This is a genomic window from Actinomadura barringtoniae (assembly GCF_017573505.1).
Lineage (GTDB): Bacteria > Actinomycetota > Actinomycetes > Streptosporangiales > Streptosporangiaceae > Spirillospora > Spirillospora barringtoniae.
Map to the genome: position 1 here is coordinate 211,312 of NZ_JAGEOJ010000010.1, position 22,527 is coordinate 233,838.

At 70.3% G+C, this 22,527-nt stretch carries 23 protein-coding genes; 13 read left to right on the forward strand and 10 right to left on the reverse strand.

What is annotated here, in order from left to right:
* Positions 1-2: 2 nt before the first annotated feature.
* Genes J4573_RS25090 through J4573_RS25110 form a run of 5 tightly spaced genes read left to right on the forward strand, consistent with a single transcriptional unit; the run spans position 3 to position 5,930 of the window.
* Positions 3-755 carry a glycosyltransferase family 2 protein gene (locus tag J4573_RS25090; RefSeq protein WP_208258276.1) on the forward strand — a complete coding sequence of 251 codons (753 nt, stop codon included), beginning with the start codon at positions 3-5 and terminating at the stop codon, positions 753-755.
* The gene (locus J4573_RS25095) at positions 752-1,918 is read left to right on the forward strand and encodes a cytochrome P450 (RefSeq protein WP_208258277.1); all 1,167 of its coding nucleotides are present in this window, start codon (positions 752-754) and stop codon (positions 1,916-1,918) included. Before J4573_RS25090 ends, J4573_RS25095 begins: the two co-directional genes overlap by 4 nt.
* Positions 1,915-3,432, forward strand: coding sequence for a class I adenylate-forming enzyme family protein (locus J4573_RS25100; RefSeq protein WP_208258278.1), 1,518 nt, complete (start codon positions 1,915-1,917; stop codon positions 3,430-3,432). Before J4573_RS25095 ends, J4573_RS25100 begins: the two co-directional genes overlap by 4 nt.
* The gene (locus tag J4573_RS25105; RefSeq protein WP_208258279.1) at positions 3,429-4,397 is read left to right on the forward strand and encodes an NAD-dependent epimerase/dehydratase family protein; all 969 of its coding nucleotides are present in this window, start codon (positions 3,429-3,431) and stop codon (positions 4,395-4,397) included. The genes J4573_RS25100 and J4573_RS25105 overlap by 4 nt, the downstream gene beginning before the upstream one ends.
* Before the next feature lie 9 nt (positions 4,398-4,406).
* A complete protein-coding gene (locus tag J4573_RS25110; RefSeq protein ID WP_208258280.1) occupies positions 4,407-5,930 on the forward strand; it encodes a beta-N-acetylhexosaminidase in 1,524 nt (507 codons plus the stop codon).
* On the opposite strand, the gene J4573_RS25115 is transcribed toward J4573_RS25110, so the two are convergent.
* The 4 genes from J4573_RS25115 to J4573_RS25130 form a co-directional block, all read right to left on the reverse strand.
* Entirely contained in the window at positions 5,927-6,856 is a 930-nt protein-coding gene (locus tag J4573_RS25115) for an MBL fold metallo-hydrolase (protein WP_208258281.1), read from the reverse strand. The two genes, J4573_RS25110 and J4573_RS25115, sit on opposite strands and share 4 nt — an antisense overlap.
* Before the next feature lie 92 nt (positions 6,857-6,948).
* Positions 6,949-7,959: an aldo/keto reductase gene (locus J4573_RS25120; RefSeq protein ID WP_307796867.1), complete on the reverse strand. Its 1,011-nt coding sequence runs from the start codon at positions 7,957-7,959 to the stop codon at positions 6,949-6,951.
* Between the two features lie 153 nt (positions 7,960-8,112).
* Entirely contained in the window at positions 8,113-8,814 is a 702-nt protein-coding gene (locus J4573_RS25125; RefSeq protein ID WP_208258282.1) for a helix-turn-helix transcriptional regulator, read from the reverse strand.
* 280 nt (positions 8,815-9,094) lie between these two features.
* On the reverse strand, positions 9,095-9,295 hold the full coding sequence (locus tag J4573_RS25130; protein ID WP_208258283.1) for a hypothetical protein: 201 nt from the start codon (positions 9,293-9,295) through the stop codon (positions 9,095-9,097).
* A gap of 241 nt (positions 9,296-9,536) precedes the next feature.
* On the opposite strand from J4573_RS25130, the gene J4573_RS25135 reads away from it, so the two are divergent.
* Positions 9,537-10,994 carry an MFS transporter gene (locus J4573_RS25135; RefSeq protein ID WP_208258284.1) on the forward strand — a complete coding sequence of 486 codons (1,458 nt, stop codon included), beginning with the start codon at positions 9,537-9,539 and terminating at the stop codon, positions 10,992-10,994.
* A 45-nt stretch (positions 10,995-11,039) separates the two neighbouring features.
* Here J4573_RS25135 and J4573_RS25140 read toward each other — a convergent pair whose 3' ends face one another.
* Entirely contained in the window at positions 11,040-11,987 is a 948-nt protein-coding gene (locus J4573_RS25140) for a helix-turn-helix domain-containing protein (RefSeq protein ID WP_208258285.1), read from the reverse strand.
* A gap of 74 nt (positions 11,988-12,061) precedes the next feature.
* Here J4573_RS25140 and J4573_RS25145 point away from each other — a divergent pair, with 74 nt between their 5' ends.
* Complete coding sequence (locus J4573_RS25145; RefSeq protein ID WP_208258286.1) at positions 12,062-12,577, forward strand: NIPSNAP family protein; 516 nt, start codon at positions 12,062-12,064, stop codon at positions 12,575-12,577.
* Between the two features lie 12 nt (positions 12,578-12,589).
* Complete coding sequence (locus J4573_RS25150; protein WP_208258287.1) at positions 12,590-13,018, forward strand: TIGR03667 family PPOX class F420-dependent oxidoreductase; 429 nt, start codon at positions 12,590-12,592, stop codon at positions 13,016-13,018.
* A 67-nt stretch (positions 13,019-13,085) separates the two neighbouring features.
* Here J4573_RS25150 and J4573_RS25155 read toward each other — a convergent pair whose 3' ends face one another.
* Complete coding sequence (locus tag J4573_RS25155; RefSeq protein WP_208258288.1) at positions 13,086-13,475, reverse strand: hypothetical protein; 390 nt, start codon at positions 13,473-13,475, stop codon at positions 13,086-13,088.
* Positions 13,476-13,598: 123 nt separating this feature from the next.
* Here J4573_RS25155 and J4573_RS25160 point away from each other — a divergent pair, with 123 nt between their 5' ends.
* Complete coding sequence (locus tag J4573_RS25160; protein WP_208258289.1) at positions 13,599-14,600, forward strand: DUF4037 domain-containing protein; 1,002 nt, start codon at positions 13,599-13,601, stop codon at positions 14,598-14,600.
* Positions 14,597-15,010, forward strand: a complete 414-nt coding sequence (locus tag J4573_RS25165; RefSeq protein WP_208258290.1) for a hypothetical protein — start codon at positions 14,597-14,599, stop codon at positions 15,008-15,010. The genes J4573_RS25160 and J4573_RS25165 overlap by 4 nt, the downstream gene beginning before the upstream one ends.
* A 4-nt stretch (positions 15,011-15,014) precedes the next feature.
* On the opposite strand, the gene J4573_RS25170 is transcribed toward J4573_RS25165, so the two are convergent.
* The 4 genes from J4573_RS25170 to J4573_RS25185 form a co-directional block, all read right to left on the reverse strand.
* The gene (locus tag J4573_RS25170; protein WP_208258291.1) at positions 15,015-15,941 is read right to left on the reverse strand and encodes a pyridoxamine 5'-phosphate oxidase family protein; all 927 of its coding nucleotides are present in this window, start codon (positions 15,939-15,941) and stop codon (positions 15,015-15,017) included.
* A gap of 44 nt (positions 15,942-15,985) precedes the next feature.
* Entirely contained in the window at positions 15,986-17,188 is a 1,203-nt protein-coding gene (locus J4573_RS25175) for an MFS transporter (RefSeq protein ID WP_208258292.1), read from the reverse strand.
* 233 nt (positions 17,189-17,421) lie between these two features.
* Positions 17,422-18,891, reverse strand: a complete 1,470-nt coding sequence (locus J4573_RS25180; protein WP_208258293.1) for a catalase — start codon at positions 18,889-18,891, stop codon at positions 17,422-17,424.
* Between the two features lie 83 nt (positions 18,892-18,974).
* Positions 18,975-20,528, reverse strand: coding sequence for a PucR family transcriptional regulator (locus J4573_RS25185; protein ID WP_208258294.1), 1,554 nt, complete (start codon positions 20,526-20,528; stop codon positions 18,975-18,977).
* A gap of 234 nt (positions 20,529-20,762) precedes the next feature.
* Here J4573_RS25185 and uraD point away from each other — a divergent pair, with 234 nt between their 5' ends.
* Genes uraD through pucL form a run of 3 tightly spaced genes read left to right on the forward strand, consistent with a single transcriptional unit; the run spans position 20,763 to position 22,515 of the window.
* Positions 20,763-21,305, forward strand: a complete 543-nt coding sequence (gene uraD, locus J4573_RS25190; protein WP_307796868.1) for a 2-oxo-4-hydroxy-4-carboxy-5-ureidoimidazoline decarboxylase — start codon at positions 20,763-20,765, stop codon at positions 21,303-21,305.
* A complete protein-coding gene (gene uraH, locus J4573_RS25195) occupies positions 21,299-21,613 on the forward strand; it encodes a hydroxyisourate hydrolase (protein WP_208258479.1) in 315 nt (104 codons plus the stop codon). The genes uraD and uraH overlap by 7 nt, the downstream gene beginning before the upstream one ends.
* Positions 21,614-21,618: 5 nt before the next feature.
* Positions 21,619-22,515: a factor-independent urate hydroxylase gene (pucL, locus tag J4573_RS25200; protein ID WP_208258296.1), complete on the forward strand. Its 897-nt coding sequence runs from the start codon at positions 21,619-21,621 to the stop codon at positions 22,513-22,515.
* Positions 22,516-22,527 lie beyond the last annotated feature (12 nt).

A 22,527-nucleotide genomic window follows, 5' to 3' on the forward strand; every position in this document is an offset into this window, starting at 1 on the left:
TCATGGATCTCTGGGTGGTCGTCCCCGCGTACAACGAGGAGCGCTCGATCGGCGCGACGCTGCGCCGGCTGAACGAGCAGGCCGACGCCGACTTCACGCTGGTCGTGGTCGACAACACCAGCACGGACCGTACCGCCGAGGTGGTGCGCGAGTTCGCCGAGGAGCATCCCAAGCTCGACCTGCGGATCGTCCGCGAGACGCAGAAGGGCACCGGCGCCGCCGCCGACACCGGCATCCGGCACGCCATCTCGGCCGGGGCGACTCACCTCGCGCGGACCGACGCCGACTGCCTGCCCGAACGCGACTGGATCGGGGCGGTGAAGCGGGCGTTCGACGAGGGGCTGGAGCTGGTCAGCGGGCCGCTCCGGCCGCGCACGGACGAGTTCGCGCTGCGGCTGTGGGAACGGCGGCTACTGCCGGCGGTGGTCGAGATGGCCGCGATGTTCGGGCGCTTCCGGCCGGGCAACCAGGACCCGATGTATCTCGGACCGTACGTGATGATGCCCGGCTGCAACGTGGCCATCACCGCTGAGCTGTATGAGCGGGCGGGCGGTTTCCCGCGTACTTGCATTGAGGACGTGCACGAGGACCGGGCGCTGGTCAACCGGGTGCGCTACCTGACGGCCGCCTACGGGTTGCGCAAGGACGTCGTGGTGTACGGGTCGGTGCGGCGGCTGCGGGCGTTCGGCCTGGTGCGCACGCTGGGCTGGTACGCCGACCACCGCTACAAGCCCGATGTGGTGGACATCCGATGAGGGCTAGGGATTGGGAACGGCGGCTCTATATGGCAGCCCACCCGTTCGCTTACCCGTTGCTGCGCGGGCTCGCGCGGCGAGGGGCTGTCGTACGCGTGCCGGGGGTCGGTGTCGTGGTGAACGACGCGGCCGTGGCGCGGTCGGTTTTGATGAACGGGGAGACCTTTCGCAAGGACGGGCCGGGGTCGCCTGGGGATTTGTGGACACCGATCCTCGGGCCGTCCGTTCTGCTCAACATGGAGGGGGAGGGGCATCGCGCGCTAAGGAGGCGCCTGACCGACCTCTTCACGCCCTCGTATACAGAAGCGCTGTGCGAGCGGGTCCTGGCCGAGCCTCTGGCGCGGCTCGGTGACCGGCTGGAGCGGGGCGGCGTCGTCGATCTCGTCGACACGATGCGGGTGACGGCGGGCGCCGTGATGGGCGAGGTCATCGGCCTGGAGGCGCACGACGAGGCCGCCTACAGGCATCTCTTCGAGCAGGGCGAGGAGATCGTCTCGATGGTCTCGCTGCGGTCCCGGCGGCTGTCAGACCGGCAGGTCGAACGGGCCCGGGCCGTCCTCGATCCGCTCGGCGACATCGCCGCCAAGGCGTACGCGTCCGGCGACGAGAGCACGGTGATGGGCCGCATGCGCACGCTGGGCCTGTCGGAGGCGGAGGCGCGCGGCGCGGCCGGGGCGTTCTTCCTCACCGGCACCGAGACCGTCGCGACGCTCGTGCCGCGCTTGGTCGCGCTGCTGCACGACTCGGGCGCGCTGAACCGCGTGGCCTCTGGGGATGCGGCTCTGCTGGACCGGGCGATCGACGAGGCCATGCGGGTCACGACGCCGACGCCCGTGATGCTGCGCAGCGTGCACGGCCGGGTGGAGGTCGGCGGTGTGGCGGTGAAGCCGGGCGACCGGATTCTGATAGCGACGCACAACTGCTGCCAGGCGTACGGCCCGTTCGACGTGGACTCCTCGCGCGGCGGGGAGCTGCGGCGGTTGTGGTTCGGGGCGGGGCCGCACTTCTGCATCGGCTACCCGCTGGCGATGGCCGAGATCCGTGCCGTCGCGCGGACCGTCCTGGCCGCCGCGCCGCTGCGCATCACGCGGCGCGAGGCGGCTCGCGGCGTGCTGATCCCGACCTACCGCCGCCTCGTGATCCGATCGGAGGCCTCCTCGTGACGCTCGTACGTCAGCTGCTCGACCAGGCCGCCCGCACGCCGGACGCGGTGGCGCTGGTCGCGGGCGACGGAGCCGAGACGACCTACGGCGAGCTGCGCCGCCGGGTCCTGGCCGTGCGGCACGGCCTGATCGCTGCGGGGCTTGAGCCCGGCGACGGCGTGCTCTTCTCCGTGCGGCCTTCGCCTCAGTCGCTGGTCCTGGCGCTGGGCGTGGTCGCGGCGCGCGGTGTCGTGGTCTTCGCCGATCCCGGAGCCGGCCCGGAGATGTTCACCGCGCGGCTCCGGCTGGCCAATCCGCGCTGGTCGGCGGCCGAGTCGATCCTCTACGCGGGCAGCCGTCTCCGGCTCGTCCGGGCGTACGCGCGCCGCCGCGGCCTGCTGCTCCCCGACCTGTCGGACCTCGGCATCCCCGGCCACATCTACGTGGGTCGCCGCCTGCCCGGCGTTCCTCCGTCGGCCATCCCGTTCGATCGTCTCGTTGGCGGGGGCGCGCCGGAGCCGGACGGTGGCGAGGACGACGCCGATCCGCACGCGCCCGCCGCCGTGATCTTCACGTCCGGGACCACCGCGCACCCGCGAGCCGTCGTCCACACGCAGTCCTCGCTCGCGTCCGCGCTGGACCTCTTCCGCGCGCGGCTCCCGCTCGGGCCAGGCGACATCGTGCACACCGACCAGCTCATGCTCGGCCTGCCGACGCTGATCTCGGGCGCCCGCTGGTCGATGCCGCCGCTGTTCGCCTCGCCGCTGGAGTTCGCGACGCAGCTCCGGCAGCGCCGCGCGACCCACACGTTCTGCGTGCCGGTCCACCTCGCCGAGATCCTCGACGCCGACCCGACGCTGTCGGCGACCCTCCGGCACGTTCTGCTGGGAGCGGCGCCCGCGCCCGCCGGGATCCTCCGCCGGGCCGTCGCCGCCGCGCCGAACGCCCGGGTGCTGTCGGTCTACGCGATGACCGAGATCCTGCCCGTCGCCATCGCGACCGCCGAGGAGAAGCTCGCCCACACCGCCTCGGGCGCGGACGGGGATCTGCTCGGGCAGCCCTTGCCTGGGGTGGGGGTGACCCTTGCCGACGATGGCGAACTGCTCCTCTCCGGGCCCAACCTTTGCCTTGGCTACCTGGGCGACCCGCCGCTGAAGGAACTGCCCACCGGCGACCTGGCCCGCCTCTCTCCTGACGGCGCCCTGGTCCTCATGGGCCGCAAGAAGGACATGCTGATCCGGGGCAAGTTCAACCTCTATCCCGGCCTGTACGAGCCCGCGATCGCCGCGCTCGACGGCGTCACCGAGGCCGCCATCGTCGGCCTGCCCGACCCGCAGACCGGCGACGAGGAAGTGGTGCTCGCCGTCGTCGGCACCGCGACGCCCGCGCACCTTCGCCGCCGCCTGCCCGACGTGATCGACCACGACGCGCTGCCCGACCGGATCGTCGCCGTACCCGAGCTGCCCCGCTCGGGCCGCGGCCGTAAGCTCGACCGGGACCTGCTCCGCGAACTCGTCCAAGGGGGGAACGCATGAAGATCGCAGTCACCGGCGCCTCCGGCTTCGTCGGGGGAGCGGTCTGCCGCGCCCTCGCGGGACAGGGCATCGACACGTTCGCCTACGGCCGCCGGGCCGCCGTCCCGCCCGGCCACCTCGGCGGCGCGACCTACACCTCATGGGACCTGACGACCGGCCCCCTCCCGGGCGCCCCCGAGGTCGACGCCGTCGTTCACTGCGCGGGAACGGTGACCGACTGGGGACCCGCGGCGACGTTCTTCATCACCAACCTCGGCGGCACCGAGAACGCGCTGAAGACCTTCCCTACGGCGCGCTTCGTCCACGTCAGCACGGCCAGCGTCTACGACCCGTACCGGCCCACCGTCATGGCCACCGAGGACCAGGCGCCCGTCACGCGCTACCTCAACGCGTACGGCGCCTCCAAGATGGCCGCCGAGAAGGCGGTCTTCGCCCGCATGCGCGGCTGGGGCCCGACACCCTGGGCAGGCCGCCGCCGCGAGGCGATCATCCTGCGCCCCCACGCGGTCTACGGCCCGGGAGACACGACCCTCCTGCCGCGCGTCCTGTCCTCGGTCCGAGGCCCGTTCCTGCCCGCCACCGGAACGCCGGACACCCTGGTCAGCCTCACGTCCATCGGCAATCTCGTTCAGGCCTGCGTCCTGGCCGCCACCGGCGCGGTCGGCACCGGCGTCTTCAACGTGACCGACGCCGCCCCCATCACGCTGGACGACGCGTTCCGCGAGATCCTCGCCGAACGCGGCATCAACGCCCGCCCGCTCTACCTCCCGTATACGGCTCTGCGCCCGGTGGCCACCGCCGTGGAGGGCGCCTTCCTCCTCGCCCGCCGCCCCGGCCCGCCGCGCCTGACCCGCTACGCCATCAGCCACCTGTCCGTCGAACGCACCCTCGACATCACCGCGGCGCGTGAGAATCTTGGCTACGACCCCAAGGAGACGACCTTCGCCGGGGCCGCCGATTGGTGAGGAGCCCCGATGCCCGAGGCGTACCTGATCCCCGCCCCCCGACGCCTCGAGCTGACCGGCGAGTCCGGCCCGTTCACCGGCGAAGTTCAGACCCGCGTCGACCCGTCACTGGGACCCGAGGCCTACACCCTCACGACCTCGGCCTCCGGCGCCGAGATCGTCGGCGGGGACGAGGCGGGCGTCTTCTGGGGGCTTCAGACTCTGCGGCAGTTGCAGGGCCCCGACGCGTTCCGCCGCGCCCGCATCTCCCCTCACCCTTTCGAGATGCCGTACGGCCGCATCGAGGACGTCCCGCGCTTCCACTGGCGCGGCTTCATGCTGGACGTCGCGCGCCACTTCCTGCCCAAGGACGACGTACTGCGCTACGTCGACCTGCTGGCCGCCCACAAACTGAACGTCCTGCACCTGCACCTGACCGACGATCAGGGCTGGCGCATCGAGATCAAGCGGCACCCTCGCCTGACCGAGGTCGGTGCGTGGCGCCGCAAGACCCGCCTGGGCTGGGGCGAGCCGGTCACCTACGACGAACGACCGCACGGCGGCTTCTACACCCAAGACGACCTGCGCGAGATCGTCGCCTACGCCGCCGAACGCCACATCACCGTCGTCCCCGAGATCGACCTGCCGGGCCACTCGCACGCCGCCATCGCCGCCTACCCCGAGCTCGGCAACGCCGACGTCATCGACACCGCCGCGCTGGAGGTGTGGACTGAGTGGGGCTTCAACCCCCACTCCCTAGCCCCCACCGACGAAGTCCTGGATTTCTACGAAGGCGTCTTCGACGAGGTCCTGGACATCTTCCCGAGCCGGTTCATCCACATCGGCGGCGACGAGTGCCGCAAGGAGGAATGGCGCGCCTCGCCGACGGCCCAAGCCCGCATGCGCGACCTGGGCCTCAAGAACGAAGACGAACTCCAGTCCTGGATGATCCGCCACTTCGACCGCTGGCTCACCGCACGCGGCCGCCGCCTCATCGGCTGGGACGAGATCCTCCAGGGTGGCCTGGCCGAGGGCGCCGCCGTGGCGTGCTGGCGCTGGTACTACGGCGGCATGGAGGCCGCCGAAGCAGGCCACGACGTCGTCATGTGCCCGCAGCAAGAGGTCTATCTGGACCATGTCCAGTCCTCCGACCCCGACGAGCCCGTTCCGTTCGGCTGGGTGCACACCCTGGAGGACGTCTACCGCTTCGAGCCCATCCCGCCACGCCTGGCCGGCACTCCTCACGAGTCCAACGTCATCGGCACCCAGGCCAACCTGTGGACCGAGGTGGTGGAGAGCCGCTCCCGGGCCGACTACCAGACGTTCCCCCGCCTGGCCGCGTTCGCCGAAGTCGCCTGGTCGAACCTCCCGTTGCCAGACGACCGCGACTACGCCGACTTCGAGCGCCGCATGAACAACGCCCACTACGCCCGCCTGGACGCGATGGGCGTCGCCTATCGCCCGCCCTCCGGCCCGCTCCCGTGGCAGCAACGTCCAGGCGTCCCAGGCCGCATGCACGGCAAACCCCGCCGCACCTGGCGCATGGCCGACTAACCGTGCTGGTGCATCTCGGGCAGGCGGCTCTCGGGATGCGCCCACACCACCACGTTCTCCAACGGCTCCCGCTCGAAGAACTCGAAGATCTCCCGGTCCGAATGCCGCAAGCTGAAATGCGTCAGTACGAACAAGGTCTCCGGGTGCGCCTCAACAACAGGCCTGAGCCGGCTCCACACCGTGTGCCCGACCCTATCCGCCCGCTCCAGCTCGGCATCATCAAGGAAAGTGCACTCAGTAACAACGACCGGATAATCCAGAACCCACGGACTCCGCTCGAAGACGTTCACATGCGTGTCGCCCATGAAGACGAACAGCGGCCGCCGGACCTCCCCATCTACCTGAATGCCTTCCTTCCGCTTACTCGCCATGACCCGGCCGAACTCCGCCTTGGGCAAAGACCGGCGCAACTCCTCGAACTCCGGCAGCAGCGCCTTGCGCCGTTCAGAGAACGCGTAGCCCACGCAAGGCACCTTGTGCTCGCACTCAACGACCCGCACAACATGCCCACGCCGCCCGAGGACGAACTCGTCATCACCCTTCACACCATGAAGCCGATGACCAGCCAGCGCCGGATCGTACTTCGCCCCGTGGTTCAACTCGGCTGACGCCCGCAGATAACCCTCCGCGTACGGCACCGCCGCCTCAGGCAGGTAGATGTCCGCACCCAAGTCCTTGGCGGCGAGAAAGTCCAGATCTTTCGCGTGGTCATGATGTGTGTGCGTGAGGAAGACCGTGTCCACCTGGCGCCCCTCGCACAACCCCGCGTCAAGGCTGCACCGCAGCTCCGGCACATGAAAGAACGTCTTGTCGTTGGCACGCGAATAGCCGGTGAGCGTCAGCTCCGCACCGGGCAGCTGCCACGTCTTCCACTGCCGGAACGGGTGCCCACGTTCCAGCAATTCCGGATGGCCGACCTGCGTCATCCGGCGAGCGTAGCCGTCACGCTCCCGCGGCCGCCCCCGATTTTCCGCCCGGTCAGATGTGGCTACTTTCACGCTACCGAACAGCAGAGGGCTCAGTGTGCGGCGTCCAGTTTGGCGCGCTGCTCCACTGTCAGTTCCAGGTCCACGGCCGCCAGACTCTCCTCCAGTTGCGCCACCGAGGACGCGCCGACCAGGGGGATGATCGGTATCTCGCCGCCGATGAGCCAGGACAGCACCACCTGGTTGGGGGTCGCCCCGGTTTCGTCGGCCACCTGGTGCAGCGCCGAGAGGCGGGCGGGCGTGCCCGCGTGGTCGAAGCCGGCGTCCAGGGGCTTGTCCCGGCGTACGTAGGCGCCGCCCAGCAGCGGGGAGTAGGCGACCAGCGCGAGGCCGGGCTCGGCCCGCACATAGCTGAGCAGGTCACCGGAGACCGTGCCGATCTCCCCGTCCGGGGAGCGCCTGCTGGGCAGGTCGCCCCGCCGCCGCAGGTAGCTGTGGTGGTACTGGAGGACCTCGTAGCCGGGCAGGCCGGCGGTGGCGGCCAGGTTCCTGGCCCGCTCCAGGCTCCACGCCCAGTGGTTGCTGGCGCCCAGCAGGCCGACCGTGCCGTCTGCGACCAGCGCGCCGAACGCCTCAACGATCTCCTGCCACGGCGCGTCCGGGAACCCGATGTGGGCGTACAACAGGTCCAGCCTCTCCACGCCGAGGCGCTCGCGGCTGGCGGCCGAGGCCTCCCGGATCACCTTGGCGTTCACCCCCTCAACGCCGTCTGAGGGGGCCAGCCTGCTGGTGGAGCCGGTCGGCTCGGTGGTGGCGGTCGGCCGGCCGCCGAGCTTGGTGGCGATGGTGATCTCCTCGCCGACGCCGCGGCTGCGCCGCCAGCGGCCGAGCAGCGCCTCGCTTTCCCCGCCCTGGCTGCCGGTGTTCCAGTACGCGTAGTTGTTCGCGGTGTCGATGAACGTGCCGCCCGCCTCGACATACCGATCGAGAATCGCGAACGACGTCTCCTCGTCGGTGGTCGTGCCGAACAACATCGCGCCGAGACTGAGCACGCTCACCTCACGCCGCGTCGCCGGGTCAGCGCCGATAGTGCGGTATTTCACTCAGTTCCCTCTCAATCGGCCTAGCCAATGGCAGCGTGAACAGCATTTCCGCAACGCGCTCCGTGCTTCAAAGGCCAGAGAACGTCACGGTCTTCATGATGATGATCACCTGCACGTACCGCGGTGGCGTAGAAGATTCCTGTTCATTTCCACTCACCCGGGCCCGGCCGGTCTCAGCATCGCCCGGACCGCGCTGGGTACCTGTCCCGTGTGCTGTCGGAACACGCGGGTCAGGTGGGCCTGGTCGGCGAAGCCGTACGTGGTCGCCAGCGTCCGCAGTGACGAGTGTCCGTCGGCGAGGTCCTCGGCCACGGCCCGGACCCGTAGCTGGTTGCGGTAGTGGTTGAGGGTCTGCCCGGTGACCTGGTGGAACACCCTGCTGAGATGGAAGGGGGAGCAGCCCACCTGGCGGCCGAGTTCCTCCAGGCTCACCGTCGGCGGCCCGTCGATCAGCACCGCCCGCGTGTGGTCGACCAGCCTGCGGTGCGCCTGGACGGTGGCGGCGCGCCGCCCGGTCCGTGCCGGAGCGCGCGGGGCGGGGACCACGGTGAGCAGGTGATGCACCCGCTCGGCGACCTCGAAGCGGTCAATTCCTGCCCGGCAGGCCGAGACCAGCCGCCGGTGGGCCAGGTCGAGCGCGGCGGTCACCGGTACGACAGGATTCCGGGCCGGTGGCAGGAGGTCACCGTAGACGTCCTGGCCGAGATCGAGCATCGTGCTGATGTCGCGGGTGCGGGCCGGGTGGGCGAAGGCCACCTCATCGCCCTGGCGGAGCACAAATCCCGTGACCGGGTCGGTGAACTCCTCACGGCCGTTGACCCGCGCCAAGAACCCGCCGGAACGGACCAACAGCATCCGCGTGACCCCGGCCCCGGGCCCGGAGACCAACACCGGCGGCCGAAACGACCGCCGGTCGTCACAACAGGTGATCTCGACAATGTCGACGGACGAGTCCTCCGCCAGAGGACGTCTGAATCCCGGCCCGTCACCCAGCGTCTCCCGGCACATCGCGGCCACCCGCCCCAAACCCTCGATCACCCCAGCCAGGCTAGTGAGGAGACTTCACGGCTGGGTTGTGCCGCTCGGCGGCGTCGAACGCGGGCGCGACCGGGGGACAGCGCCGCGCGCGGCGAAATCAGGCGTGGCGGGCGTGGGTGCCGGGGCCGGGGTTCTTGGCGGAGAGGCGGCGGAGGAACGGCTTGTTCGCGATGGCGATGACGCCCAGGCCCCAGATGACGCCGAAGATCTCGGCCGGAATCGTGCCCGCGGACGGGGTCTTGGACGCTCGGGTGCCCGGACCTGGCGAGCTGCCTGGTGCTCGACCCGGCCGGATCACGGCGCCGTGTCGCCCGGTGCAGACGGTTCGCGGAGAGCGGGTTCGCCGAGCTGAGGGCTCGGATCGATGAGGAGACGGTCGGCTACCTCTTCAACCTCGAGGTCGAGGTCGACCGGTAGCGGGCGAGGCCTCGGGCAGGGCAAAGATCTTGGGCGCTGGAGTGGAATGAAGTGTTCCGTTCTGCTAATCTGGAAACAGAACGAAGCGATCCGTTCCCGTTCTGGAGATGGAGATCCCCCGGATGACTGCAACACTTGAAGCCCAGGTCACGACGCCGGTGAGCGCGGCCGCCCCGGCGCGCGGGCGCTGGCTCGGACTGTTCGCGATCCTCACCGCGATGCTGATGAACCTGCTCGACTCGAGCATCGTGAACGTGGCGCTCCCGGTGATCCAGAAGGACATCGGCGGGTCGTACGCCTCGCTGCAGTGGATCGTGGCGAGCTACACGCTGGTCATGGCGGCGGGGCTGCTGATCGGCGGGCGGCTCGGCGACATGTTCGGGCGGCGGCGGATGCTGCTGGTCGGGGCGGCCGGGTTCGTGCTGGCCTCGGTGGCCTGCGCGATGGCGTTCTCGCCCGAGACGATGATCGCGGCGCGGGTGGCGCAGGGCGTGTTCGCGGCGGTCATGATCCCGCAGGGGTTCGGGCTGATCCGTGATCTGTTCCCCGGGCCGGACCAGGCCAAGGCGTGGGGCGTGGTCGGCCCGGTGATCGGCCTGGCGAGCATTCTCGGCCCGATCGTCGCGGGGCTGTTCATCAAGGCCGACCTGTTCGGCACCGGCTGGCGGATGGTGTTTCTGATCAACCTGCCGCTCGGCCTGGTGACGGTGCTCGGCGGGCTGAAGGCGCTGCCGAACGGCAAGGGAGACCGGACCGGCGGGCTGGACGTGGTCGGCGGGATCCTCGCGGCGGCGGGCATGGCGCTGCTGGTCTACCCGTTGGTGCAGGGTCGTGAGCAGGGCTGGCCAGCCTGGATCTTCGCGCTGCTCGGTGCCTCGGTGGTGGTGCTCGGTGTGTTCGTGATCCAGCAGCTGCGGCGTGCGGGTCAGGGAAAGACCCCGCTGGTGCGGCTGAGCGTCTTCGCGCGGCGGTCCTACACCTCGGGCGTGGTGTTCGTGGTCGCGTTCTTCATCGCCATCATCGGCTTCACCCTGGCGCTCGGGTTCATGCTCCAGCTCGGCCTCGGCTACAGCCCGATCGGCGCGAGCGTCGCGATGTCCTCGCTGGCGATCGGCGCGTTCCTCGGCTCGGCGGGCGGCGCGATGGCGCCGGGGCTCGGGCGCAAGATCCTGCACCTCGGGCTGACGATCATGATCGCCGGGATGGCCGGGGTCTACCTGGTCTTCCGCAGCGTCGGCGTGGACCTCGGCGGCTGGCATCTGGCGGCACCGCTGCTGGTCTTCGGGATCGGGATGGGCATGATCTTCGTCCCGCTGTTCGGGATCATCATGGGCGAGGTCGCCGACGACGAGGTGGGCTCGGCCTCGGCCTCGCTGGAGTCGATCCAGCAGCTGGCGGCGGCGCTCGGCGTCGCGGTCCTCGGAACGGTCTTCTTCGACCACTTCACCGCGGCGGGCGGCGACGCCCCGCACAACGCGCTCGGCGGCGCCGAGCAGGTCACGCTGATCGCGGCCGGGCTGGCCGTGGCGGCGGTCGCGATCGGCTTCTTCCTCCCGAAGAAGGCGCGCGAGATGCACTGATCGAACGGTGAAAGGCCCCGTCTCCTGGTGGAGGCGGGGCCTTCGTCATTGCTTGAACGTGCGGCGGTAGTCGGTCGGGGTGACGCCCGTCGCGCGGACGAAGTGGTGCCGCAGGTTGGGTGCGTTCCCCATCCCGGCGCGGCGCGCGATCTGCTCGACGGACAGGTCGGTGCACTCCAGCAGCTCCCGTACGAGGGCGAGCCGTTGCGTGTGCAGCCACCGCATCGGCGTCATGCCCGTCGTCTCGTGGAAGCGCCGGATGAGCGTACGGGAGCTGAGGCCCGCGTGCCGCGCCATGGACGCGATGGTCAGCCGCTCGTCCAGGTGCTGGGACGCCCATTCCAGCAGGTCGTCCTGCCGCTGCGGGATCGGCGCCTCAACGAACTGGGCCTGCCCGCCCGACCGGTGCGGCGGCGCCACCATGCGCCGCGCCAGCTGGTTGGCGACCCGCGCGCCGTGGTCCTCCCGTACGAGATGCAGGCACAGGTCGAGCCCGGCGCTGCGGCCCGCGCTGGTCATGATGTCGCCGTCGTCGACGTACAGAACGTCGGCCTCGACCTTCACCGCCGGATGCCACTCGGCCAGGGTGTCGGCGTACAGCCAGTGCGTGGTGGCCCGCCGCCCGTCCAGCAGCCCCGCCTCCGCCAGCGCGAACGCGCCCGTGCACAGCGACACGATCCGCGACCCGGCCGCGTGCGCCGCCCGCAGCGCCTGGACCAGCCGCTCGTCGGGCCCCTCGCCCTCCAGCGGGTAGCCGTTGCACAGCGCCGGAACGATCACCGTGTCGGCGCCCTTCAGCCCGTCGAGACCGTACGGGGTGTCCGGTACGAAGCCGTTCTGCGTCCGCGTCGAGCCCGGATCGGCGGCGCACAGCCGGAAGTCGTACCAGGGGTCGGCGAGGTCCCTCCGGTCCATCCCGAAGACCTCGCAGGCGATGGAGAGCTCGAAGTCGGGGATGCCGTCGGTCACGGTCACGGCCACGCTGATGCCCATATGGCAATTTATCAACGAACATGGGCAGTCTTGCCACTCACGCCCCTGGCCCGCGCCCGGCCATCGTTGTCGGTGTGACCCTCACCGTGATCGAACTCCGCCAGTACACGCTCCATCCCGGGCGCCGGGACGAGCTGATCGACCTGTTCGTCGGGGAGCTGATCGAGCCGCAGGAGAAGGACGGCATGACGATCCTCGGCGTCTTCCGCGACCTGGACGACCCGGACCGCTTCGTCTGGCTCCGCGGCTTCCCCGACATGCCGAGCCGTGCCCGTTCCCTCGACGCGTTCTACAACGGCCCGATCTGGGCCCGGCACGCGAACGCGGCCAACGCCACCATGCTCGACAGCTCCGACGCCCGCCTGCTCCGCCCGGTCGCCGGCGACTTCCCCCAGGCCTACGAGGGCACGCACTCCATCACGATCAACCAGCCCGGGACGCCCGCCCCCGGAGCCTTGATCACCCTCACCACCCTCGACGCGGCCAACAACTTCCCGCGCCTCCCGGTCCGCACCGACGAGGGCCCCATCGACGTCTCCCTCTTCAGCACCGACATCCCGGGCGCCCTCCGCCTGTCCTCCGCTCTCTGAAAGGCACGACCGATGAAGCTCACCGACCACCTCTCCTCCGCCGACCGCGAGCGCGTCGAGGCCCGCCTCGACCACAACCTGATCGCCTGGCTGACCACGGTCCGCGAGGACGGCCAGCCGGTCACCGTCCCCGTCTGGTTCCTGATGCGCGACGACGAGACGATCTTGATGTACACCCGCCCCGAGAAGGCCAAGCTGAAGAACCTCGAGGCCAACCCCAAGGTCAGCATGGTCCTCGACGGCGCCGACCTCGGCCGCAACATGGTCCGCATGGAGGGCACCGTCCAGCGCGCGTTCGACGTCCCGCCCGCCAACGAGGTCCCGGCCTACACGGCCAAGTACATCGAACGCATGCAGTCCCTCTTCGGCACCCCGGCCGACTTCGCCGACCTTTTCGCGGCAGCCCTCATCGTCACTCCCACCAGGCTCCGCATCAATTAACGCGCTAGGGCCCCACCTCCGCGGAGGTAGGGCCCTTCATCCCTTCATCCCTTCAGCGCGCAGCGGCTCAGCAGCTGTGAACCCACTTCACCGAGTAGACGACCGCGTCCGAGGGCGACTCGTGCTTGAGGTACTTGCTCTTCCCGCGCTTGATGCAGGTGTGCTTGTACTTCCAGTCGGGAGCGCTTCCGCCGCCGTAGTGGATGTACTTGTACTTGACGTAAACGGCGTCCAGGTAAGCCTTGTAGCCGTTGTTCTTCATCTTGTTGGCCGAGTGGTGCTTGGTGGAGCTGACCCAGGTCCGCCAGTCCGGATTGGTGTGCCCTCGGTGGTAGCCGCAGGCGGCGCCCGACGGGCAGTGGAGCGTGGCCGCCGAGGCGGCCGGCGCAGCGGCGACCAAGGTCCCGGCCGCCAGAGCGGCACCGGCGGCGGTCGCCGCCAGCGATCGGATCTTCATAAGGAATTCCCCTCGTTCAGGAGCAGTCCGAACCGGCATCGTGGATCACATGAAGCGCTCGGACAGGCCCCCTTTCGGCCGAGGCTGAAAGGCGGCTGAGACCCGATGCGCGATCCTGGAGGCATGAACCATCAGGGCGCCGGCCTTTCCCGCGCCTTCCACGCCGATGTCGTCGCGCCGCTGCTGAAAGGCATCCGGTACGCGGCGGCGCGGCTGGGCTCGGGGTCCGACGTCCTCGGCCTGGACGACGCGCTGAGCCGCGACCACGACTGGGGATGCCGCCTGACCGTCCTCACCGACGACCCGGACGCCGTCCCCGAGATCCTGCGCCGCCTGGAGGGCCTCCCCGACGGCTACGAGGACCATCCCGTCCGCTTCCCGGTCACCTGGGACGACGCGATGACCCACAACGTCGAGGTGGCCACGGTCGGCGCGTTCGCCGAATCGCGCCTGGGCGTAGACCCGACCGACGGCCTCTCCACCGCGGACTGGCTGGTCCTCACCGGTCAGAGCATCCTTGAGGTCACCGCGGGGCCGGTCTTCGCCGACCAGACCAAGACCCTGGCGCCTCTCCGGGGTCAGCTCGCCTGGTACCCGGCTGACCTGGAACGCTACGTCGTGGCCTGCGCCTGGCAGCGCATCGCCGAGTACATGCCGATGGTCGGCCGTACCGCCGAACGGGGCGACGAGCTCGGGTCGCGCCTGCTCTCAGCCCGCCTGGCCGACGACATCGTTCACCTGGCCTTCGTCCTGTGCCGCAGGTGGCCGCCCTATCCCAAGTGGCGCGGAACGGTCTTCGCCCAACTCCCTGTCTCGCTGCCCGTGGAAACCGTCATGTCCGCCCCCACCTGGCAGGAGCGGGAAGCGGCTTTGGCCGAGGCGGCAGAGGAACTCCTCAACCTCCAACGCGAACGCCTACCCGCCCCCGACAAGGCCACGATCCCGTTCTTCAACCGCCCCTACCGCACCACGACGAACGAGATCCCAGAGATGCTCCTGGCCGACATCGAGGACCCGCACATCAGGTCCCTTCCCCTGATCGGCTCGGTCGAGCAGTGGGCGGACAACGTCAAGGCCCTCACCGACGCCACGCGCCGGGCCTCTCTGCGCATCATGTACGGATGAGAGTCCAACTCACGGGTCACGTGAACGTCCCTCAGCCCGCCACCGACTCCCTGCAGCTCTTCACCCCTCGTGGTGAGGAACGCTGGGTGCCCGGCTGGAAACCCCGCTTCCCCGAGCCCGCCCCCGACGACACGGCCCCGGGCACGGTCTTCGAGACCACCGGCCACGGCGAGACCACGACCTGGGTGGTCATCGACCGCACCCCCGATCGCGTCTCGTACGCGCGCGTCACCCCAGGCTCGCGAGCCGGAACGGTCACCGTTCAAGCCCGCGACACCACGGTCGAAGTCACTTACGACCTCACGGCACTGAGCGCGGCGGCCGAGCCTGCGCTTGAAGAATTCGCCGCAGGTTATGGCGACTTCCTCAAGGGCTGGGAGGCCGCGATCGCCGAAGCCGGGCTCGCCTGACCGTTCAGGCGAACTGGAGCCCCGCGCGGCGGGCTCGGCGCATGGCCACGCGCATGGCGACGCCCATGCCGAGGCGGTAGATGGTCTTGGAGTTCGGCATGCGGAAGGCGAACTCGGTGTGCGGGGCGTAGTGCACGCGATCGGCGGCGTCGAGCCAGCCGGTGCGGATGCGCTGGCGCTGGCCTCCCGCGTATTTCTCGAACGCGTGGGAGGTCATGCCGGCGCGGCGGCCGCCCTGGGGGAGGAACGGGGCGTCGATCAGGAGGCCGTCCTGGTCGTGGCCGTCGACGTGGGCGGGGACGACCATCGGGTAGCCGTCGGCGGTCGTCCAGCCGAGCAGGGTGTCGGGGAAGGCGGCGGCGCGGGCGGCGGACTTGGCGGCGTCCACGCGGGGGCCGGTGCCGTTGGCGGGTGCCTTCTGGGGCGCGGGGTCGCCGTCCGGGAGCGGTGCGCCGTAGACCTCGGGGGTGCCCTGGCAGGTGAGGTCGGGCCAGACGACGAAGCGTTCCACCTGGATGTCGATGACGATCCGGATGTAGTAGACGCGCAGCCAGCGGTTCCACAGGTAGCCCTTGGGGCGCGGGCCGTCGAAGAGGTCCCAGTCGGCGCCGAGGGTGTCGGGGTAGCCGGCCATCGGGGGCGAGAGCGTGGCCTTGCCCTGGGCGAGGACGTATTGGGGGCTGCCGTTGCGGGCGTGCTTGCGGGTGTGGAACGCGACGGCGACGTGCGGGTCGCGCCTGATGCGTTCCAGCTTCTTCCAGCCGCCGATCGAGCTGTTCAGGGTGATCGTGCCGGCCTCGCGGTCGCGGATCGCGAAGTTGGTGAGCGGGGCGAGCACCGTGCCGCCCGCGGGGGTGACGGTGGCGAGCATGACGATCTGGTCGCCGCCGACGATCTCGTCCACCGTTCCGGGCCACTGAGAGATGTCCATGAGGTCCCTCCTTCGACGCTCTGGAATCTAACAGACGACCTTGTCTATTTAGAAGAAGCGGTGTCCGGAGTGAGGCACGTCACCGCTGCGGGAGCGGCCGATCGGCGGTGGGCCAGGGCGATGACGGCGGAGATCGCGGCGGCCGCGCAGGCGAGCGCGAACGAGGCGGTGTAGCCGGAACGGTCGGCCAGCTGGCCGGAGACCGCGGCGCCCGTCGAGGTGCCCAGGATGATGCCGCTGCCCAGGTAGGCCATGGCCTCGCTCATGCGCTCGGGCGGCGCGGCGCGTTCGGTGAGGCCGAACGTGGTGATGATGTTCGGCGCGAACGTCAGGCCCAGCACACAGACCGCGACCGTGAGCCCGAGGATGGAATCCACGGCCAGCAGGGGGAGCGTCAGCACGAACTGGGCGGCGGTCACCAGCCGGAGCCGGATCCGCAGCGAACGGGCGGGAGGCAACGCGGTCATCGCCAGGCCGACGAGCGCGCTCGGCAGGCCCATCAGGCCGTAGATCAGCCCGGCCGAGCCCGCGTGGCCCAGCTTCTCGGTGAGGTCGGTGACGCCGGTCTGGATCGAGCCGAAGACCGTTCCCTGGAGGAACATCCCAAGGCACAGCAGCACCAGCGGCAACGACAGCACACGCGAACGGGACTCCTGCTCCGGCCGGGACTCGACCTGCCCGGAGGACGGGTGGAACGCGAAGAGCGTCCCGAAGGAGGCGACCACGGCCGCAGCGGTCAGGAGGCCCGCGGCCGGGTCGACGGCCGCCGCCAGGATGCCGACGAGCGCCGGACCGGTCACGAAGGAGGTCTCGTCGATGGCTCCGTCGAGTGACAGCGCCGATCCGGTCAGCGCGGGCCGCCGCCGCGAGGTGAGCGCGATCAGGCGGCTGCGCGCCAGCGGGCCGATCTGCGGTACGGAAAGCCCGGCCAGCAGAGCGAACACAGCCTGCAGCGGCACCACGTTCGACAGCACCACCGACACGATCATCGCGGCGTTCACCAGCGCTGCGGCGAGCACCACGAAACGCTGCCCGTAACGGTCGGCGCTCCGTCCGATCAGCGGTCCGCCGACGGCCTGGCCGAGCGCCAGAGCCCCGCCCACCAGGCCCGCGGCCGAGATGCTGCCGCTCCGCTCGTTCACCAGCAGCAGCGACCCGATCGGGCACATCGCGGCGGGCAGCCGCGCCGCGAACGAGATCAGCGGGAACGCCGGGCCGGTCAGGCCGATGACCTCACGTGCCGCCATCACACCCCCTCGCATTAGCCATGAGAAACGACAGACCGGCCTCACCGTGGGTGGTCGGTGAGGCCGGTCGTACGAGCTTCGGGTGATGGGGTCACCCTGGCTCGCGCCCGCACGCCCTCGAGTCGTCGGAGGAGGAGGGCGGCGGGTGGTCGGGGCGGCGGGGGGTGCCACCCCGGTCACCGCGCGGTCGTGGTCGATCCGCATTCCGGCACGACCGCGCGGTGACCGGTCCGTCAGGAGCGCTGCTCCTTGACGGCCGTCTCCACCGCGTGGCCGTACGCGGGGTCGGCGGCGTGGAAGTGCGCGAGCATGCGCTCCACGATCGCGTCGTCGGACACCTGCGACAGGCCGCCCGCGATGTTGGCCACCAGGCGCGCCTGCTGCGCGGCGTCCATCAGCCGGTACAGCGCGCCCGCCTGGACGTAGTGGTCGTCGTCGCGGTGCCGCACCGGGGCGTGGTTGCCGGTCTCGCCGGTCACCGCGAGCCCGGTCGCCAGCGGACGGCCGGTCTGCACCGGGCCGCCGAAGCTGTCGGGCTCGTAGTTCTTGGCGCGGCCGCCGTTGCCGTCGAAGCGCATCGCGCCGTCACGCCCGTTGTTGCTCGCGGTCGTGGCGTGCGGGGCGTTCACCGGCAGCTGGGTGTGGTTGATGCCCAGGCGGTAGCGGTGCGCGTCGCCGTAGGCGAACAGCCGGCCCTGGAGCATCTTGTCCGGGGACGGGCCGATGCCGGGCACGAAGTTGTTCGGCGAGAACGCCGCCTGCTCGACCTCGGCGAAGATGTTCTCGGGGTTGCGGTCCAGCACCAGCTTGCCGACCTTGACCAGCGGGTAGTCGGCGTGCGGCCACACCTTGGTGAGGTCGAACGGGTTGAAGCGGTAGTCGGCCGCCTCCTCCACCGGCATCAGCTGGACGTACAGCGTCCACGACGGGAACATGCCGCGCTCGATGGCGCGGTGCAGGTCCTGCTGATGGGTGTTGCCGTCCTTGCCCGCCAGCTCCGCGGCCTCGTCGGAGGTCAGGCAGCGGATGCCCTGGTCGGTCTTGAAGTGGTACTTCACCCAGTACGCGCGGCCCTCGGCGTTGACCCACTGGTAGGTGTGCGAGCCGAAGCCGTTCATGTGCCGGTACGAGGCGGGGATGCCGCGGTCGCCCATCAGCCAGGTGACCTGGTGCAGCGCCTCGGGGGAGTGGCTCCAGAAGTCCCAGACGTTGTCGGGCTCCTGCACGCCGGTGAAGCCGTCGCGCTTCTGCGAGTGGATGAAGTCCGGGAACTTCAGCGGGTCCTTGATGAAGAACACCGGGGTGTTGTTGCCGACGAGGTCGTAGTTGCCCTCTTCGGTGTAGAACTTCAGCGCGAAGCCGCGCGGGTCGCGCACGGCGTCGGCGCCGCCGAGGCTGTCGGCCACGGTGGAGAAGCGCAGGAACACCTCGGTGCGCTTGCCGACCTCGCTCAGGAAGGCCGCGTGGGTGTAGCCGGTGACGTCGTCGGTCACCTCGAGGTAGCCGTACGCGCCGGCGCCGCGGGCGTGCACGACGCGCTCCGGGATGCGCTCGCGGTTGAACCGCGCGAGCTTCTCGATCAGCTGCTGGTCCTGGATCAGGAGCGGGCCGCCGGCCCCCGCGGACGCGCTGTTCTGGTTGTCGGCGACCGGAGCGCCGGACTCGGTCGTCAGCGTCGGTCGGTCATTGGTCCTGCTGGTCAAGACTCACCTCCAAGGTCAGCCGACCGTACGTGGCCGGGACCGGCGGTGGTCAAGCTCACATCTCCAACTCTGGAGGAAGCTCCCTAACCGAGCCGGAGGGCCAGGAAGAAGTCCACCCGATCCTCCAAACGGCTCAGATTGCGGCCCGTCAGCTCCTCGATCCGCTGGATCCGGTAGCGCACGGAATTGACGTGCAGATGGAGCTGTTCGGCGCACCGCGTCCACGATCCGGAGTTCTGGAGGAACGTCTCCAGGGTCCGGATGAGGTCGGCCTTGTGGACCTCGTCATAGGTGCGCAGCGGGTCCAGGAGGCGCACCCTGAACATGTGCCGTACGTCATCGGGGACGCTGGCCAGCAGCAGAACGTGGGTCGCCAGTTCGTCGTGCCCCACCACGCAGACCGGGTCGGTGCGCCCGGCGGCCAGCCGCCGCGCGTAGCGGGCCTCCTCGACGGCGCCGCGCAGCTCGCCCGCGGCGACGACGTCGCTCACCCCGACGGCCAGGCCGCTGTCGGCCAGGCCGGGCGCCAGGGCCTGCAGAACGTGGTGGATGTCGCCGGCCACGTCGTGATGCCCATCCCCGTCCCCGTCCATGGGGACGGGCAGCAGCGCGACCGCCTCATCGTCCAGAAGCCCGACGACCGGCCGGGGGCCGGGAAGGATCTCGCCCAGCAGAGCGCGCAGCTCGCCCGGACGCAGGTCCCCGCGTTCGGTACGCCGCGCGGTGGCGGCCACGGCGACGAACGAGGCCATGACGTCCAGGCCGGTGAGCTCCAGCCGGGGGAGGATCTCGTCGTTGCTGGCCGCCGAGACGATCAGCCGGATGAGCTCCTGCGCGAGCCGCCCCTCGACGCTCAGGCGATCGTCCAAACGGACCCGTTCGAGCGCCACGATCGCGGCCAGCTCGCCGGTCAGGGCGCGCCGCTCCTCGGGCCACTCCTCCCAGTCGCCCTCGCACACGATGAACCAGTCGGCCACCCGCGAGGTGGTGTCGGCCGCCACCGGGAAGATCGACACATCGGGGGAACGGAGCCGGTGCGGCAGCCGGGGCGCGGTCAGGAAGACGCGCGCCAGCCCGGCCGGGTCCATGTCCTCCGGCAGGGGCTCGGAGCCCGCGACCACGCGCCCCGCAGGGGTGAGGACCCAGCAGCGCATGCCCAGGTCACGGCCCACGAGCTCCAGCACGGGTCCCAGGCCGGCGCCCTCGGTGGCACCGGCGACCAGCCGGCGATGCCGGTCCAGCACGGCGGTGAGGTCGGAGGCGCGGGCCGTGGACAGATGCCGTACGACCGCCTCGGTGACAGTTGCGAACGCAACGTCCTCGGGCACCCGGAACAGCGGCAGCCGGTGCTTGCGGCAGGCCTCGATCAGATCATCGGGGATCGTGCCCGCATCGGCGTCCCAGGCGGCCAGCGCGGACACGCCCGCCTTGGCCAGACCGTGGACGAACATCTCCGAGTCCTCGGGGCCCGACCGCCAGACCAGGCCGGACAGCACCAGCTCACGCCCGCTCAGGTACCGGCTCGGGTCCAGCATGTCCGTGGTGACCACCCAGCGGATCACCCGGTCCAGCTGGTCGTCGCCGGTGACGACCTCCAGACGCAGCTCGGGCATGGCGAGCAGGGAGCGCAGCCTCATAGTCCGTGTGTCCCCCTTTCGCGCAGCGAGGTTAACCCATCGTTCACCCAAGGTCCGAGGATGATCATCCATGGGCCGCGACTGCCCGTCCGCACGGGGTTTGGGCGGCCCGCCTTGGAGCAACGCACGAAAAGTACCCGGTGAGCGCCGTCACACTTCGGATTTCCTGTCTCTTTCCGACCCCCGGGTGCGATGTGTGTACTTCAGGACAACCCACCGAGAAGGAGGCGAGAAGTGCCGGTGACGACAGGGCACGGACTGGACCGGTTCAACGCGTTGCCAGTGGCGGACGCGGAGTCCGAGCTGCTCACCTGCTGTGCCTCCCGCCGCTGGGCGGCCGCGGTCGCCGGTGCGCGGCCCTACGGCGACCTGGCCGCGTTGCTGTCGGCCGCGGCCACCGTTCTCGCCGACGCCGACTGGGCCGACGTGCTGGAGGCCCTGGAGGCCCACCCGCGGATCGGCGACCGGGTGGGCGGCGCGGACCGCGAGTCCGCCTGGTCCCGCGGCGAGCAGTCCGGCATGGACGCCGCCGCGCAGGAGCTCCGCACCGCGCTGGTCGAGGGGAACAAGGCCTACGAGGCCCGCTTCGACCACGTGTTCCTCATCTGCGCCACCGGCCGGAGCGCCGCCGAGATGCTCGAGGCGCTGCGGGGGAGGCTGGGCAACGACGAGGACGCCGAACGGGCCGTGGTGCGCGACGAGCTCGCCAAGATCGTCGGCCTGCGGCTGACCAAGCTCATCAACGAGCAGCGTTCATTCAAGCAGGGGGGATCATGAGCCTGTCCACACACGTCCTGGACGCGGCGAAGGGCCGGCCCGCGCAGGATCTGGCCGTACGGCTGGAGGAGCGCGACGGCACAGGTTGGGAGCCGGTGGCCGAGGGCCGGACCGACGCCGACGGGCGGATCAAGGAGTGGGGCAGGGGCCTGGGGGCCGGGACCTACCGCCTCACGTTCGAGACCGCCGGGCTCTCCGACTTCTACCCCGAGGTCACGGTCGCCTTCACGATCGACGACCCGGAGCAGCACTACCACGTGCCGCTCCTCCTCAGCCCGTTCGCCTACTCGACCTACCGAGGGAGCTAGACCAGATGGCCATCGTTCTCGGCCCCAACCGCTACGGCAAGGCGGAGACCCGCGTGGTCCGCGTCGTCCGGGACGGCGGTACGCACCACATCAAGGACATCAACGTCAGCTCCGCGTTGTCCGGCGACATGGAGGACGTCCATCTGACGGGTGACAACGGCAACGTGCTGCCGACCGACACCCAGAAGAACACCGCCTACGCCTTCGCCAAGAAGTACGGGGTCGACCAGATCGAGGACTTCGCCCTCCTGCTGGCCCGCCACTACGTCGACTCCCAGGCGCCGATCAGGCACGCCCGCGTGGAGATCGAGGAGTACTTCTGGGACCGGATCCCGGTCAGCGACGGCCCGCACCTGGGCCTGCGCGAGGAGCAGTACTCCTTCGTCCGCAGCGGCCGCGAGGTGCGCACCTGCGTCGTGCACTACGACCAGGACGAGGGCGCCACGATCGTGTCCGGCCTGAAGAACCTGGTCGTCCTGAACTCCACCGGCTCGGAGTTCCACGGCTACGTCGAGGACGAGTTCACGACCCTCAAGCCGACCAACGACCGGATCCTGGCCACCGAGGTCTCCGCCCAGTGGCGGCACCGGGGCGAGCACGGCTCGTTCGGCCGTTCCTACAACGAGGCCCGGCAGTCGCTGCTGGAGGCCTTCGCCGAGACCCACAGCCTCTCCCTGCAGCAGACGCTGTACCAGATGGGGCGCCGGGTCCTTAACACCCGTAAGGAGGTCTGCGAGGTGCGGATGGTGATGCCCAACAAGCACCACTTCCTCGTGGATCTGGAGCCGTTCGGCATGGACAACCCGAACGAGGTCTTCTTCGCCGCGGACCGCCCGTACGGCCTGATCGAGGGCTCCGTGCTCACCGACGACGCACCCGCCGCCGGGTTCGCCTGGAACTGAGGGATTCTAGAG